This window comes from Streptomyces sp. NPDC046335, from assembly GCF_055587985.1.
The window spans coordinates 185,388-199,561 of sequence record NZ_JBVJFF010000009.1 but is presented as its reverse complement, the minus strand read 5'-3'; the positions used below and the strand labels follow the sequence as shown (position 1 = coordinate 199,561).

16 protein-coding genes are annotated in these 14,174 nt (G+C 70.8%); 8 read left to right on the top strand and 8 right to left on the bottom strand.

Annotation, left to right across the window (positions count from 1 at the left end; genetic code table 11):
• Positions 1–3 precede the first annotated feature (3 nt).
• Positions 4–423: a hypothetical protein gene (locus tag ACZ6JY_RS23345; RefSeq protein ID WP_469198385.1), complete on the bottom strand. Its 420-nt coding sequence runs from the start codon at positions 421–423 to the stop codon at positions 4–6.
• 116 nt (positions 424–539) lie between these two features.
• Positions 540–1,037 carry an ATP-binding protein gene (locus ACZ6JY_RS23340; RefSeq protein ID WP_469198384.1) on the bottom strand — a complete coding sequence of 166 codons (498 nt, stop codon included), beginning with the start codon at positions 1,035–1,037 and terminating at the stop codon, positions 540–542.
• A gap of 158 nt (positions 1,038–1,195) precedes the next feature.
• On the opposite strand from ACZ6JY_RS23340, the gene ACZ6JY_RS23335 reads away from it, so the two are divergent.
• From ACZ6JY_RS23335 to ACZ6JY_RS23325, 3 genes are all read left to right on the top strand, one after another.
• On the top strand, positions 1,196–2,056 hold the full coding sequence (locus ACZ6JY_RS23335) for a helix-turn-helix domain-containing protein (protein ID WP_469198383.1): 861 nt from the start codon (positions 1,196–1,198) through the stop codon (positions 2,054–2,056).
• A 94-nt stretch (positions 2,057–2,150) separates the two neighbouring features.
• The gene (locus tag ACZ6JY_RS23330; RefSeq protein WP_447041915.1) at positions 2,151–2,366 is read left to right on the top strand and encodes a DUF397 domain-containing protein; all 216 of its coding nucleotides are present in this window, start codon (positions 2,151–2,153) and stop codon (positions 2,364–2,366) included.
• A gap of 68 nt (positions 2,367–2,434) precedes the next feature.
• A complete protein-coding gene (locus ACZ6JY_RS23325; protein WP_469198382.1) occupies positions 2,435–3,232 on the top strand; it encodes an SAM-dependent methyltransferase in 798 nt (265 codons plus the stop codon).
• A gap of 90 nt (positions 3,233–3,322) precedes the next feature.
• Here the strand turns inward: ACZ6JY_RS23325 and ACZ6JY_RS23320 are convergent, their stop codons facing one another.
• Positions 3,323–3,802, bottom strand: coding sequence for an anthrone oxygenase family protein (locus ACZ6JY_RS23320; protein WP_469198380.1), 480 nt, complete (start codon positions 3,800–3,802; stop codon positions 3,323–3,325).
• Positions 3,803–4,086: 284 nt separating this feature from the next.
• Entirely contained in the window at positions 4,087–4,794 is a 708-nt protein-coding gene (locus tag ACZ6JY_RS23315) for a DUF2293 domain-containing protein (RefSeq protein WP_469198378.1), read from the bottom strand.
• A 72-nt stretch (positions 4,795–4,866) separates the two neighbouring features.
• On the opposite strand from ACZ6JY_RS23315, the gene ACZ6JY_RS23310 reads away from it, so the two are divergent.
• Together ACZ6JY_RS23310 and ACZ6JY_RS23305 are read left to right on the top strand one after the other, a co-directional pair.
• Complete coding sequence (locus ACZ6JY_RS23310) at positions 4,867–5,535, top strand: nucleoside/nucleotide kinase family protein (protein WP_469198376.1); 669 nt, start codon at positions 4,867–4,869, stop codon at positions 5,533–5,535.
• Between the two features lie 64 nt (positions 5,536–5,599).
• On the top strand, positions 5,600–6,019 hold the full coding sequence (locus ACZ6JY_RS23305; protein WP_469198374.1) for a CBS domain-containing protein: 420 nt from the start codon (positions 5,600–5,602) through the stop codon (positions 6,017–6,019).
• 33 nt (positions 6,020–6,052) lie between these two features.
• On the opposite strand, the gene corA is transcribed toward ACZ6JY_RS23305, so the two are convergent.
• Complete coding sequence (gene corA, locus ACZ6JY_RS23300; protein WP_469198372.1) at positions 6,053–7,198, bottom strand: magnesium/cobalt transporter CorA; 1,146 nt, start codon at positions 7,196–7,198, stop codon at positions 6,053–6,055.
• A gap of 144 nt (positions 7,199–7,342) precedes the next feature.
• Here corA and ACZ6JY_RS23295 point away from each other — a divergent pair, with 144 nt between their 5' ends.
• Complete coding sequence (locus ACZ6JY_RS23295; protein WP_469198370.1) at positions 7,343–7,708, top strand: cupin domain-containing protein; 366 nt, start codon at positions 7,343–7,345, stop codon at positions 7,706–7,708.
• Positions 7,709–7,819: 111 nt separating this feature from the next.
• Here the strand turns inward: ACZ6JY_RS23295 and ACZ6JY_RS23290 are convergent, their stop codons facing one another.
• From ACZ6JY_RS23290 to ACZ6JY_RS23280, 3 genes are all read right to left on the bottom strand, one after another.
• Positions 7,820–9,082 carry an MFS transporter gene (locus tag ACZ6JY_RS23290; RefSeq protein WP_469198367.1) on the bottom strand — a complete coding sequence of 421 codons (1,263 nt, stop codon included), beginning with the start codon at positions 9,080–9,082 and terminating at the stop codon, positions 7,820–7,822.
• Between the two features lie 154 nt (positions 9,083–9,236).
• The gene (locus ACZ6JY_RS23285) at positions 9,237–9,791 is read right to left on the bottom strand and encodes a methylated-DNA--[protein]-cysteine S-methyltransferase (protein ID WP_469198365.1); all 555 of its coding nucleotides are present in this window, start codon (positions 9,789–9,791) and stop codon (positions 9,237–9,239) included.
• A 39-nt stretch (positions 9,792–9,830) separates the two neighbouring features.
• Positions 9,831–10,766 carry a glycerophosphodiester phosphodiesterase gene (locus ACZ6JY_RS23280; RefSeq protein ID WP_469198363.1) on the bottom strand — a complete coding sequence of 312 codons (936 nt, stop codon included), beginning with the start codon at positions 10,764–10,766 and terminating at the stop codon, positions 9,831–9,833.
• A gap of 274 nt (positions 10,767–11,040) precedes the next feature.
• On the opposite strand from ACZ6JY_RS23280, the gene ACZ6JY_RS23275 reads away from it, so the two are divergent.
• Together ACZ6JY_RS23275 and uvrB are read left to right on the top strand one after the other, a co-directional pair.
• Complete coding sequence (locus ACZ6JY_RS23275) at positions 11,041–11,910, top strand: MHYT domain-containing protein (protein WP_469198361.1); 870 nt, start codon at positions 11,041–11,043, stop codon at positions 11,908–11,910.
• An 86-nt stretch (positions 11,911–11,996) separates the two neighbouring features.
• Positions 11,997–14,144 (top strand): excinuclease ABC subunit UvrB, encoded by a 2,148-nt coding sequence (uvrB, locus tag ACZ6JY_RS23270; protein ID WP_469198359.1) that lies wholly within the window; start codon positions 11,997–11,999, stop codon positions 14,142–14,144.
• Positions 14,145–14,174 lie beyond the last annotated feature (30 nt).

Below are 14,174 nucleotides of genomic sequence, written 5' to 3'. Positions count from 1 at the left end.
TCCCTACAGCCAGGCCCGTGACCATCCCGGGGTCGTCCCCGTCTCGCCGCACAGGGCCAGATACAGCGGGATCGGCGGGGTGTAGGGGACGTCGTCCTTCGGGCGGTTGATCAGTACCGGCCGGCGGCGTCCCGCGTCCCTGACCACCGCACCCGCCGAATAGGCGACCGCCGCGGGCCACTCCATGGCGACGTCGGAGTCCGCGGGCACGATCCACCACCAGCGCGGCCCGTCCTCGTACACGCATCCCACGCGTGGCAGGCGGTCCATCAGCCGGGGGCCGAACCCCGCGGGCACCGCCACGGCGTCGCAGCCGAGCGGTTGGTTCATTCCCTCCGGCAGGTCGAGCCGGAGGGGCGCCGGCGCCGGGGCCCCGGCTCGCGTCCTCTGCCGGGAGAGCCCGACCAGCGTGCTCAGATCCAACGGCCGCACCGTACCCGCGCTCACACGCCTCCCGCCCGCGTCACTGCCACGCTCGACTCACCCGTTCTCCGTGCTCGCCGCCGCCGTCGGTCCCCGTCGGCGCCCTCGCGACCGGCCTACGTCCACCCCGTCGCTTCCGTCACCCGTCGCAACTCCGCCCACACCGTCCGCCCGCTGCCGGGCCCCGCGTCGTGGACACCCCACGCGCTGCTCACCGCATCGACGAGAAGCAATCCCCTCCCGTGCTCCTCGTCCATCCCCCGGTGCACGGGGCGCGGCATGCCTGAACCGCACCCTTCGTCACGCACGGTTATTCGCAGCTTCTCCGACTGCGCGCACAGCTCGCAGATGATCCGCCGGCTCGCGGTGTGCACCACGGCATTGGTGACCAACTCGGAGAGGATGAGAGCCGCCGCTTCGCAGGCGTCCTCGTCACGCACGGCCCAGACACCGAACTGCGCGCGCATCAGCCTTCTGGCTTGCGCGACGGAGCCCGGATGCGGGGCGAGCACGAAACTGACGCAGACCTCGGCGGCGTCCTTGGGCCGGGCCTCGGCGAGAACGCCAAGACGGCCTTCGGCGGCTTCGGTTCCTAACGGCGCGGGCGGAGTCACGCCATCCACTATCGCCCCGCCCAGAACACCTTGGCAAGACCCACTCTGAAAAGTGCACAGTGGCGTGGTCGCCTGAGAGGGCGCATGGCACACTGCTCGCAACAGCTCGCGGTGCGGTGTGCGTTGTCACAGCGCGGAGTCAGGTGGAGGTAGAAGACGTGAGCGAACCGCGGTCCGCGCCGACCGTCGGGCAGGTCGTTCTCGGTCGTCGCCTTCAGGACCTGCGCGAGGGCGCGGGCCTGAAGCGCGAGGAGGCCGCGAAGATCCTGCGCGTCGCCCCCGCCACCGTCCGCCGCATGGAGACGGCCGAGGTCGCGCTGAAGATCCCGTATCTCCAGCTCCTCCTCAAGGCGTACGGCGTCACCGACGACGAGGCCGAGGCCTTCGTGACGCTCGCCGAGGAGGCCAACAAGCCCGGCTGGTGGCAGCGGTTCCACGACATCCTGCCGGGCTGGTTCAGCATGTACGTCAGCCTGGAGGGCGCGGCCAGCCTCATCAGGTCCTACGAACCGCACTTCGTGCCCGGCCTGCTCCAGACCGAGGAGTACGCCCGCGGAGTGATGCGGTCCGGGGCCATAGGGCAGACCCGGCCGACGGACATCGAGCGGTACGTGGCGCTGCGCATGGAGCGCCAGTCGCTGCTGACCCGCGAGGACGCGCCCCGGCTCTGGGTGGTGATGGACGAGACCGCGCTGCGCAGACCCGTGGGCGAACCCGAGGTGATGCGCGATCAGCTCGACCGGCTGCTCGAAGCCACCGAGCTGCCCCATGTCACGCTGCAGGTCGCGCCGTTCGCGGCGGGCCCGCACCCCGGAACGTACGGACCGTTCGTGATCTTCCGCTTCGCCATGGCGGAGCTGCCCGACATGGTCTACAGCGAGTACCTGACCGGCGCCGTCTACCTGGACGCGCGCACCGAGGTGGCCACCCACCTGGAGGTCATGGACCGCATGGCGGCGCAGGCCGCCACGGCACAACGCACGAAGGACTTCCTCCTGGACGTCCGCAAGGAGCTGTGAAATGGACCGACATCGAGCCGGAACGCGCCCCGCCGGTCCGCGTTCACCCGGCGGCCGCGACGACTCGCGCACCGATTCCCGCATCTACAACGGCATGCCCGCGCGCGACCTCGGCAACGACGGCTGGCACAAGCCGTGGAGCGGCGGCAACGGCGGCAACTGCCTGGAGGCCATGAAGCTGGCCGACGGCAGGGTCGCGGTGCGCCAGTCCGCCGACCCGGACGGTCCCGCGCTCATCTACACGTACGGCGAGATCAACGCGTTCATCCAGGGAGCCAAGGCGGGCGAGGCCGACTTCCTGCTTTCCTGACTTCCCGCTCTCCTGCATCCTCCCGTTTCTGACTTCTTGCTTTCCTGCCCTGACCCTGTGGAGCTGTCATGACCGACGCGTCGTACATCGACACCAGCAAGCCGCACCCCGCACGGATGTACGACTGGTTCCTGGGCGGCAAGGACAACTACCCGGTGGACGAGGAGATGGGCCGGCAGCTCGTCGCCATGGACGGGCGTGTGCTGACCATGGCGCGCAACAACCGCGCGTTCATGCAGCGCGCCACGCGCTGGCTCGCGGGCCAGGGGGTGCGGCAGTTCCTCGACATCGGCACCGGCATACCGACGGAGCCGAACCTCCACCAGATCGCCCAGGGGATCGCCCCCGATGCGCGCGTCGTCTACTGCGACAACGACCCGATCGTCCTCGCCCACGCCGAGGCCCTGCTGCGCTCGACGCCACAGGGCGTCACGGAGTACCTCCAGGCGGACTTCCGCCGGCCGGAGAAGATCATCGAAGAGGCCGCCCGGGTACTGGACTTCGACGAGCCCGTCGCCCTGTCGCTCGTCGCGCTGCTGCACTTCATCTCGGACGAGGACGGCGCGTACGAGCTCGTGGACCGCATGATGAGCGTCCTGCCCTCGGGCAGCCACCTCATGCTGTCGCACGGCACGGGCGACTTCACGCCGGGCACGGCGGAGCAGGCCGGTGAGCTGTACAAGGCGCGCGGCATGACGCTCGCGCTGCGTTCGCGCGCGGACGTGGCCCGGTTCTTCGAGGGGTACGAGCTGGTGGACCCCGGGGTCGCGGTCATCGACCAGTGGAAGCCGGAGCTCGGCGAGCGGGTGACGGACCCGGCGGACGGGCCGGTTCCGGGGTATGGCGCGGTGGCTCGCAAGCCCTGAGCCCTGAGCCTTGATTGAGCCCTCCGCCTGGGAGGGCCTGGTGGGGCGTGGCGGGGCGGAGTGTTGTGGCGGGGCGGGGCGGGGCGGGGCTCAGGTCAGCGCCAGGATGATGGACGCCGTCGCGGCCAGCGCAGCCACGGTCCGGACGTGGTTCCACGCGGTCCACTCACGGACGTACGTACGCCAGTACGCGGCGCCCTCCTCGCTCTCCGGGTCGACCTTGGAGAGGGCGTCGTTGCGCGGGACGTTCGCCGCGACGGTCACCCCGAAACAGCCCACCAGGAACAGCGCGCAGCCGATCAGCAGTTCGGCGGTGCCCTCGTCGGGCCAGAGCACGAACGTCACGACGGCGAGCACGAGGCAGAGCCCCGCGGCCCCGAGGAACACGGCCATGAACCAGGGGTTGACCGCGGTGACGTTGATGGCGTTCATCGCGGCGATGCCCTGGGCCGGGGGCAGCGCGGCCAGGCCCTTCATCACGAAGGTCGAGAACGCGGCGAAGGCTCCGGCGGTGAGACCGCAGGCCAGCGCCCCGAGTACGGCGAGGACGAAGTACGGTCCGTCGATCATGGCAACTCCCGGAGTGATGAGGGCCGTTACGTGGAGAGGCGGGCCGCGCGAGTGATCCTGCACGGTGGTCCGCCTCACGACAAGTCAATTGCGCGGCGCGCGCATTCGCCATACGTGGGCCTCGCGGGGGCATACGCGGACGTCTTCTGGCGGGGGCGCCTTGAGCGGGGGCCCGCGCGGTGTCCGGCTCGGGTCGGCTCCGGGCGGCTTCGGCAGCTCGTGGCTCAGCCCGTGGCTTTCCTCGTGTCGCAGCCCGTGGCTCGGTCCGCGGCTCAGTCGGTGGCTCAGCCCGTGGCTTGGTCAGGGGCTCGGTCAGGGGCTCGGTCAGGGGCGGTCCGCCAGCTCCGTAGCGTCGTCTCCACCGTGGGGGCGATGCGGCGTCGGGCCTCACCGCGGGGGACGCCGCTCATCAGCAGCCGGTCGTACGGCGTGGCCGTGTGCCGTACCGCCGCGATGACCGCCGCCGTCACCGCGGCCCGCGACAGCGCCCGCCCCGCCGCGCTGCGCCCCACCCTGCCGCTGCCCCGCAACGACGCGTGGGCGGCTATCTCCCGGGCCCGCTCCGCCGGACAGCCGGGGAAGAGCCGCCCTATCTCCTCGGCGAAGGCCGCGGTGAACCGCACGTCCTCCGCGGCCCGCCGCACCGCGTCCCTCGCCCTGCGCCGTGCCCGCGCCTCCGCGTCGGCGAGGCAGCGCTCCTCCGCGCGGACGAGCGCGGCCTCCTCGACGAGGGTGCCCTGCCGTTCATAACGCGCCCGGCGGCGGTGGAAGCGGACGACCACCGCGGAGAGGCCACTGCCCTCGCGGGCCCGCCGCGTGAGAGCCGTGTCGCCGCGCGGCAGATAGACGAGGTGTCCGAGGTCGGCGCAGTCCAGGCAGCGCGGCTCGCCGCCTTCGAGGGTGAGCAGGGGCAGCGGCCCCGAGCGGCACTCCGCGCAGTACCGTCGTGTCAGGGGCTGGAAGGCCACGAGGCCGGCAGGTGGGCTCGCCATACCCCTCTCCTTCCCCGAACCACGCACCCGCCCCCGCCGCCGCGCCCACGCGCCGGGCGGCATCATGGGCCCGTGCGCCTCGAACCGATCACCTGGGAGCGGCTTGCCGACACCCTCGCCGACCGTCTGCTCGACGTGGAGACGGCCGACGGCAGCCGCTGGCCGCGCGTCGCCGTGGACGGGGCGCCCGCGGCCGGGACCGGCGAGCTGGCGCGGCGGGTGGGCGACGCGCTGCGGCTGCACGGCAGGACCGCGCTCGTCGTCGGCACGGAGGGGTTCCTGCGGCCGGCCTCGCTGCGCTTCGAGTACGGCCACGAGGACGTGGACGCCTACCACAGCGGCTGGTTCGACACCGGCGCGCTGTGGCGTGAGGTCTTCGGGCCGCTCGACCCGGGCGGGACGGGACGGGTGCTGCCCGACCTCTGGGACCCGGCGACCGACCGCGCGACGCGCAGCCCGTATGTGCGACTGCCGCCCGGTGGCCTGCTCCTGCTGCACGGCCCGCTGCTGCTCGGCCACTGGTTCCCCTTCGATCTGAGTGTGCACGTACGCCTCTCACCGGGCGCCCTGCGACGGCGCACACCGGAGGCGGAGCGCTGGACGCTTCCGGCCTTCGAGCGGTACGAGGCGGAGACGGACCCCGCGGCCGCGGCCGACGTGGTGGTACGGGCGGACGACCCACGGCACCCGGCGTGGAGCGGCTGGCCCGGATGCGTGCCGTGGAAGCGGCCACGAGAATGAGAGGCACCGGGACCAGTGGTGCGCTCGCACCGCTCCGGACACTGCCCGGCCACGGGAGGTAGCGATGACAACCGCCGCGGACATGATGCACCGGGGAGCCCAATGGATCCCCCGGCACGAGACCCTGGACCGTGCCGCCCAGTTGATGCGCCAACTCGATGTGGGCGCGCTGCCCATCGCCGACGAGAACGAGCGGCTCTGCGGCATCCTCACCGACCGCGACATCGTGGTGGGCTGCGTGGCCCTGGGCCACGACCCGTCACGGATCACCGCGGGCGACCTCGCCAAGGGCACGCCGCGCTGGATCGACGCGGGCGCCGACGTCGACGAGGTCCTGTACGAGATGCGGGGCCACCAGATCCGTCGCCTGCCGGTGATCGAGGACAAGCGGCTCGTCGGCATGATCAGCGAGGCCGACCTGGCCAAGCACCTCAGCGACGAGCAGCTCGCGGCCTGGGTCGAGAGCGTGTACGCCAAGGGCTGAGCCGGCACGTGCCCCCGGCGGCCACCTCTCCGCCTACAGCCAGCCGTTGCGCCGGAAGCCGCGGTAGAGCGCGGTGCACGCCGCCGCTATCAGGCCCATCACCAACGGATACCCGTACTGCCAGTGCAGCTCCGGCATATGGTCGAAGTTCATCCCGTACATGCCGCAGACCATCGTGGGCACCGCGACGACCGCCGCCCAGGCGGTGATCTTCCGCATGTCCTCGTTCTGCGCGACGGTCACCTGCGCCAAGTGGGCCTGAAGAATCGAGTTCAGCAGCTCGTCGAAGGCGGCGATCTGCTCGGTGACCCGCTTCAGGTGGTCGTCGACGTCCCGGAAGTACGCCTGTATGTCCGGGGCGATGACCCGCATGGGCTGGGTGGCGAGTATCTGGAGCGGGCGGCCGAGCGGCACCACGGCGCGCTTCAGTTCGAGCAGTTCGCGCTTGAGCTGGTATATCCGACCGGGGTCGACCCGCGCCCCGTCCGGGGCGAACACGTCCGACTCCACCTGGTCGATGTCCGACTGCGCGGCGTTCGTGACCGCGAGATAGTCGTCCACGACCTGGTCCGCGATCGCGTGCAGGACGGCCGCGGGCCCCTGGGCGAGCTGCTCGGGAGCCGCCTCCAGGGCCTCGCGGAGCGGACCGAGCGAGCCGTGCCTGCCGTGCCGGACCGTGATGACGAAGTCGCGGCCCACGAAGAGCATGATCTCGCCGGTGTCGACCACCTCGCTGGTGGCGGTCAGTTCGGTGTGCTCCACATAGCAGACGGTCTTGAAGACGGCGAAGAGCGTGTGGTCGTACCGCTCCACCTTCGGGCGCTGGTGCGCGTGGACGGCGTCCTCCACGGCGAGCGGGTGGAGATCGAAGAGATCGGCGATGCCGGCGAACTCCTCCTCGGTGGGTTCGTGCAGCCCCAGCCAGACGAAGCCGTCGTCGGACTTGCGGATCCGCTCCACCGACTCGACCAGATCGCGTGCGGGGGACTGGCGCACGCCTTCTCTGTACGTCACGCAGTTGACCACCGAGGAACCCAGCGGGGACCGGGCGGGGTGGCTCAGATCGACGCGTGCGTCACGGCGGCCGAGGCGTGCCACTCTCCGCAGACCGCGGACCTTCCGCAGGCTGCCGACCCTGCCCAGGCCTCCGACTTTCCGGAGGTTGCCGGCCATCGACATGTGGGGCTCCTAGCGCTGATGACGAGATGTGCCAGTCTGCCAGCCAACTCCGGCTTTCCGCCGAGCCCTGTGGGAACGGAATATTCCGCTCCAGTTGACGCTCACTCCTGACGGAGCCCATGCGCCCGGTTAGGGTGACCGGCCATGACCACGAATGATCAAACTGTTCCCTCTTTCGCCGTGCACATCCCGGACGTCGAGCTGGTGGCCGAACCGCTCGACCCGGCGCAGATCGTCTCCGGCGACCCGGTGGTGACCGGCAAGGTGCTGTGGGAGTCCGCCGACGGCAAGCAGGTGCGCGGCATCTGGCAGATCACGCCCGGCGTCGTCACCGACACCGAGGCCGACGAGCTCTTCGTGGTCGTCAGCGGCCGGGCCACCGTCGTGGTCGAGGGCGGTGCCACGCTGGAGATCGGACCCGGCGACGCCGCCGTGCTGCGCGAGGGCGACCGTACGACCTGGACCGTCCACGAGACGCTGCGCAAGGCGTACCACATCACGCTCCCTTGAGATCACGCTCCCTTGAGCTCCGCGACAGCTCCAGGGCTTTCTCTGACCTCTGCGGAGGCCTAAGGCTCTCTGACCCCCGCGAAGGCCCTCCAAGGGCCACTCGAAGGCGCCTCAGGCCTTCTTGACCGCCCTGCGGACGGCGAGCGCGGCGAGCGGCAGCAGTACGAGGACGCCGGCGAGGTTGAGCCAGCCGTAGCCGGCCTGCGCGACGATCAGGCCCGCCACCGCCCCGCCGATGCCCGCCGCCGTGTTCATCGTCAGGTCCGAGAGGCCCTGCACCGCGGCCCTCGCGGGCTGGGGCACCGAGTCGGTGAGCAGCGCGGAGCCGGCGACGAGACCCGCGGACCAGCCGAGGCCGAGCACGAAGAGCCCGGCGGCGGTCTGGCCGTGGCTCGGCCCCGCCGTACCGGCGAGCAGCGCGGCGAAGGCCAGGAGCCCGACCGCAAGACCGATGACGGAGAGGCGGCCGAACCGGTCGGCGAGCCAGCCGAGCACCGGCGCGAATGCGTACATGCCCGCGATGTGACCGCTGATGACCAGGCCGACCAGTTGCAGGCTCGCCCCGTGGTGTCCGAGGTCGACCGGCGTCATCACCATGATCGAGACCATCACGGTGTGCGACGCGGCGACCGTCACCAGCGCGAGGCGGGCCATGGGCGACGCGGCCACCGCGGCCACGCCGGCCCGCAGCGACCCGCTCTGCGGGCTCTCGTCCTCCCGCGGGGCCAGGGCGCGGGCGGTGAGCAGCGGATCGGGCCGCAGCAGTACCGCCACCACCAGCGCGGCGATCGCGAAGATCCCCGCGGCGAAGAGAAAGGGCCCGGCCTGCTCGGGGACGGCTGTCCCGGCGAAGAGCCTGCTCGTCGGCGCGGCGATGTTGGGGCCGAGCACCGAGCCGATGGTGGTGGCCCAGATGACGTGCGAGATGGCGCGGCCACGCCGGTCCGGCTCGGCGAGGTCGGCCGCGGCGAAACGGGCCTGCAGGTTGGCCGATGACCCCGCGCCGAAGGCCGCCATGCCGACCAGCAGCAGCGGGAAGCTCCCGACGACCGAGGCGAGCACCACGAGCCCCGCTCCGACCGCGCCGATCACATAGGCGAGGACAAGGCCCGGACGCCGTCCGCGAGCCGTCATCAGCGCGGCGAGCGGCAGCGAGAGCAGGGCCGTGCCGGCCACCGAAGCGGTGGGTGCGAGCCCCGAGAACGCCTCCGAGCCGCTCACCTCGGTGGCGAGCACCGGGGCCAGCGCGATACCGATCGGCACACCGAGCCCGCCCAGTATCTGGCTGGCGATCAGCACGGCCGTCGTACGGCGGCGCAGCGCGGGCAGCGCCTCTGGCGCGGGTATGTCAGGAGCGTCGACGGGCGTAGTCACTGACGCAGTGTGCCAGGAGGCTCGTACGCCGGAGACGGAATGGGTGGGCGCCCGGCTCCGACACCGCCGAGCGACGGCCTCTGCGGCGCCGGGCGACGGCCTCCCGAGCGCGGGGTGACGGTCTCCGGAGCGCCGGGTGGCGGTCTCCGCGGGCTCAGAACATGGGCTGCGGGAGCACCCCCTCCAGGGCGAGGAGCCGCCGCTTTGTCTCCAGGCCGCCGCCGAAGCCGCCTATGCCGCCGTCGCTCTCCACCACGCGGTGGCACGGCACCACGACCGGCAGCGGATTGGAGCCCATCGCGATGCCGACGGCCTGGGCGGCTCCAGGGCTGCCCACCCGGCCGGCGAGGTCGCCATAGCCCACGACCGAGCCGTACGGCACGCCGGAGGCGAGCTCGCGCAGCACCTGGCGGTTGAAACCCGAGCTCAGCGACCAGTCCAGCGGCAGCTCGAAGACGTGCCGCTCGCCGGAGAAATACGCCGCGAACTGACGTATCGACTCGGCGAGCAGGGGGGAATCCGGTGCGTGGACCGGCTCGGCGCCCAGGCGGGAGCCGAGCCGGTCCAGGGTCCTGTCACGCACCGCGTCGGTGGCGTGGAAAGCCACGGTGACCAGCCCCCCGGCGGTCGCGGCCAGCAGCAGCGGCCCGATGTCGCTGCCGACGACGGCCCACACGAGCGGGCCCCGTCCCTGCACATTGGCGTCCATGCGACCACCGTACGACCGGCCACTGACAACGACCGGGCGTCAGCCCTTGCGCGCTCCCTTGCGCACCGCCTTGTGGACGACGTCGGGCGCGTTCGTGATGATGCCGTCCACGCCGAAGCCCGCGGCACGCACCGCGTTCGGGCCGTCGTTGACCGTCCACGTGAAGATCTCGAGGCGCTTCTTGTGCGGCCCCTTGAGCGCGTGGATCGAGTCGACGTAATCCGCCGAGATCGAGGTGTGGGTGGCGTTTATCTGGTCGGAGAACTCGGCGTACTCGGGCAGGTCCGCGACGGCGGGCGTGCCGAGGAAGCCGGTCTTCACGTCGGGCCGCAGCTTGTGCACGGTCTTCACGCTGTCGGCGCTGAAGCTCTGGATGACCAGCTTCTTCTTGACGTGCTGCTTGTCGAGCCAGCCCGTCTCGCGCAGCACGCGCAGGCCCTGCTTCTCGATGCCCGGGTAGAGCTCGGGCTTCTTGAACTCGAAGACGAGGCTCTGCTGGTTGTGCGAGACCCGCTTCATGTACTGCTCCAGGGTCGGCACCCGCTGACCCGCGTACTTCGGGCTGAACCAGCTCCCGGCGTCCAGCTCGGCGATCTCCGCCGCCGTGAAGTCCGCGACCTTCCAGGGGGCACGGCCGGGGAACCGCTGCTCCACGTCGGTCGTCCGCTTCAGGGTGTCGTCGTGCATGATCACGAGCTCGCCGTCCTTGGTCCGCTGGACGTCGTTCTCGACCCAGGTGAACCCCATGTCCCGCGCCTTGTCTATCGCGGCGAAGGTGTTCTCGGGGGCGTAGGCCGAGGCGCCGCGGTGGGCGACCACCAGCGGCCTGCCGGGCTTGGCGGCACTCGACGTCGACGGGGTCCCGGCGGCACTCGACGCCGACGGGGTGTCGGCGGCTGCGGTGGTGGCGGGAAGGACCAGCGCACCGGCTCCCATGAGAGCGGCGACAGTGGTGGCGGCAGCGCGTGTGTACACAAGTACTCCTCGCGTCGTGAGATCGCGGACCGGTCGAGAGTGACAGTCAAGGGCCAACGGGAGACAGGTGCAGGATGGCCACAGGCTGAACGGAGCATCCGGAGCAAGGGCCCCCCGCGCGCGAGTGGCGGAATTCTTTGCCGGAAAATCGTTCGTGCGTTCCGGCGGGAGCCTTACTCTCTGCCTCAGCCGACGGCCTTTCAGGTGGCCGCGGGCGGGGGCGTACGGCACGTGACGGGTCATTTGGACGCAACAGGCGGAAGGGCTACCTCGCATGCAGGGCACGGTCGACGGGTTCAGCTACGGAGTCGTCACACCGGTGGTGGCCTATGTCATGGCCTGCCTCGGAGGAGCACTCGGGCTGCGCTGTACGACCAGATCGCTCCTCGTGGCGCACTCCTGGCGCCCCGGCTGGCTCGCACTCGGATCGGCCGCCATCGGTTCAGGCATCTGGACCATGCACTTCGTGGCGATGATGGGTTTCTCCGTCGAGGAGGCACCGATCCGCTACGACAAGGCGCTGACCTTCGCCAGCCTGGCCGTCGCCATCATCATGGTCGGCGTCGGCATCTTCATTGTCGGCTATCGGGGCGCGACCGGCACGGCGCTGTTCACCGGCGGGACGATCACGGGCCTCGGGGTCGCTTCGATGCACTACCTGGGAATGGCCGGTATGCGTCTACGCGGGACGCTCGAGTACAACACCCTCACCGTCGCCGCGTCCGTGGTGATCGCCATGGTCGCCGCCACCGCGGCACTCTGGGCGGCCGCGCAGGTCAAAGGTTTCCTGTGGAGTCTGGGCGCGAGCCTGGTCATGGGCCTGGCCGTCACCGGAATGCACTACACCGGGATGGCGGCCCTCAGCGTCCACCTCCACGACTCGGACGCCTTGCCGGCCGGTGACTCGTCCGCCGAGATCCTCGCGCCGATGATGATCGGACCGCTCGCCTTCCTGCTCCTCGCGGGTGTGATCGTGATGTTCGACCCGCTGATGGTCATGGGCGGCCAGCAGGAGGCCCGGGCCCTTGGCGTCGGCGGGGCCCGCCGGCCCTACCCGGTCCCGCGCTCGGGCGACCGGCACGTGCCCGGCCCCCGTCGCGGTCCCCGCCGGCGGCCCGGCTCCCGCTCCCCGCAGAACAGGTGAGGAGCGCCACCTTGGACCGGTGAGCGAGCCACCGCCGACCGGCTGATCCGGCCCGGTTGTCAGTGCGGGGTCGTACGGTGGATTCCATGCGGCCCGTATCCAAGATCGAACGCACGGTGGCACCTTTCGAGGTCGTCAGTCCGTACCAGCCCAGTGGCGACCAGCCGACGGCCATCGCCGAGCTCGACCGTCGTATCCGCGCGGGTGAGAAGGACGTGGTCCTCCTCGGCGCGACCGGCACCGGCAAGTCGGCCACCACCGCGTGGATGATCGAGAAGCTCCAGCGCCCCACCCTCGTGATGGCGCCGAACAAGACACTGGCCGCCCAGCTGGCGAACGAATTCCGCGAGCTCCTGCCGAACAACGCAGTCGAGTACTTCGTCTCGTACTACGACTACTACCAACCCGAGGCGTATGTCCCGCAGTCGGACACCTACATCGAGAAGGACTCCTCGGTCAACGAGGAGGTCGAGCGGCTGCGCCACTCGGCGACGAACTCCCTGCTGACCCGCCGGGACGTGGTCGTCGTCGCCTCCGTCTCCTGCATCTACGGCCTCGGCACCCCGCAGGAGTACGTGGACCGCATGGTGCCGCTGAAGGTCGGCGACGAGATCGACCGCGACCAGCTCCTGCGCCGCTTCGTCGACATCCAGTACACGCGCAACGACCTGGCGTTCACCCGCGGCACCTTCCGCGTCCGCGGCGACACCATCGAGATCTTCCCGGTGTACGAGGAGCTCGCGGTCCGCATCGAGATGTTCGGTGACGAGATCGAGGCGCTCTCCACCCTCCACCCGCTCACCGGCGAGGTCATCAGCGACGACGACCACCTCTACATCTTCCCCGCCTCGCACTACGTGGCGGGCCCCGAGCGCCTGGAGAAGGCCGTCACCGGCATCGAGAAGGAGCTCACCGAGCGCCTCGCCGAGCTGGAGAAGCAGGGCAAGATGCTGGAGGCCCAGCGCCTTCGCATGCGCACCACGTACGACCTGGAGATGCTCCGCCAGATCGGTTCCTGCTCCGGCGTCGAGAACTACTCCATGCACTTCGACGACCGCGAGCCCGGCACCGCCCCCAACACGCTCCTGGACTACTTCCCGGAGGACTTCCTCCTCGTCCTGGACGAGTCGCACGTCACCGTCCCGCAGATCGGCGCGATGTACGAGGGCGACGCCTCCCGCAAGCGCACCCTCGTGGACCACGGCTTCCGGCTGCCCTCCGCCCTGGACAACCGCCCCCTGAAGTGGGAGGAATTCCTCGGCCGCGTCGGTCAGACGGTCTACCTCTCGGCGACCCCGGGCAAGTACGAGCTCTCGCGCGGCGACGGCTATGTCGAGCAGATCATCCGCCCCACCGGCCTCGTCGACCCCGAGGTCGTCGTCAAGCCCACCGAGGGCCAGATCGACGACCTCGTGCACGAGATCCGCATGCGCACCGAGAAGGACGAGCGCGTCCTGGTCACCACCCTGACCAAGAAGATGGCCGAGGACCTCACCGACTACTTCCTGGAGCTCGGCATCCAGGTCCGCTATCTGCACAGCGACGTCGACACGCTGCGCCGCGTGGAGCTCCTGCGCGAGCTGCGGGCCGGTGAGTACGACGTCCTGGTCGGCATCAACCTCCTGCGCGAGGGCCTCGACCTGCCAGAGGTCTCCCTGGTGGCGATCCTCGACGCCGACAAGGAGGGCTTCCTGCGCTCGGGAACCTCCCTGATCCAGACCATCGGCCGCGCGGCGCGCAACGTCTCGGGCCAGGTCCACATGTACGCCGACAAGATCACCCCGGCGATGGAGAAGGCCATCGACGAGACCAACCGCCGCCGGGAGAAGCAGGTCGCGTACAACAAGGAGAGGGGCATCGACCCGCAGCCCCTCCGCAAGAAGATCAACGACATCGTGTCGCAGATCGCCCGCGAAGAGGTCGACACCGAGCAGCTCCTCGGCTCGGAGTACCGCAAGCCCAAGGCGGGCAAGGGCGCCAAGGCCCCGGTGCCCGCGCTCGGCGGTGAGGCGGCCACGGCAGGCAAGGCCGCCGCGTCCGGCAAGGCCAAGAAGGGCCGGGCCGTCGCGACCGACCGCCCCGCGGCCGAACTGGCCGAGCAGATCGAGGAGATGACCGCACGCATGCGCGCGGCCGCCGCCGACCTGCAGTTCGAGATCGCCGCGCGGCTGCGCGACGAGGTGTCGGAGATGAAGAAGGAGCTGCGGCAGATGAGGGAGGCGGGCCAGGCATAGGTGGCCCCTCCGGGGGGCTGGGGAAGGGGA

What these genes read in the sequence shown, in the direction of transcription:
- ACZ6JY_RS23315 (WP_469198378.1), bottom strand. Translation starts at nt 4,794, where the DNA reads ATGGCGAGCCCACCTGCCGGCCTCGTGGCCTTCCAGCCCCTGACACGA.
- ACZ6JY_RS23295 (WP_469198370.1), top strand. Translation starts at nt 7,343, where the DNA reads ATGACCACGAATGATCAAACTGTTCCCTCTTTCGCCGTGCACATCCCG.
- uvrB (WP_469198359.1), top strand. Translation starts at nt 11,997, where the DNA reads ATGCGGCCCGTATCCAAGATCGAACGCACGGTGGCACCTTTCGAGGTC.
- ACZ6JY_RS23325 (WP_469198382.1), top strand. Translation starts at nt 2,435, where the DNA reads ATGACCGACGCGTCGTACATCGACACCAGCAAGCCGCACCCCGCACGG.
- corA (WP_469198372.1), bottom strand. Translation starts at nt 7,198, where the DNA reads ATGTCGATGGCCGGCAACCTCCGGAAAGTCGGAGGCCTGGGCAGGGTC.
- ACZ6JY_RS23330 (WP_447041915.1), top strand. Translation starts at nt 2,151, where the DNA reads ATGCCCGCGCGCGACCTCGGCAACGACGGCTGGCACAAGCCGTGGAGC.
- ACZ6JY_RS23305 (WP_469198374.1), top strand. Translation starts at nt 5,600, where the DNA reads ATGACAACCGCCGCGGACATGATGCACCGGGGAGCCCAATGGATCCCC.
- ACZ6JY_RS23285 (WP_469198365.1), bottom strand. Translation starts at nt 9,791, where the DNA reads ATGGACGCCAATGTGCAGGGACGGGGCCCGCTCGTGTGGGCCGTCGTC.
- ACZ6JY_RS23320 (WP_469198380.1), bottom strand. Translation starts at nt 3,802, where the DNA reads ATGATCGACGGACCGTACTTCGTCCTCGCCGTACTCGGGGCGCTGGCC.
- ACZ6JY_RS23275 (WP_469198361.1), top strand. Translation starts at nt 11,041, where the DNA reads ATGCAGGGCACGGTCGACGGGTTCAGCTACGGAGTCGTCACACCGGTG.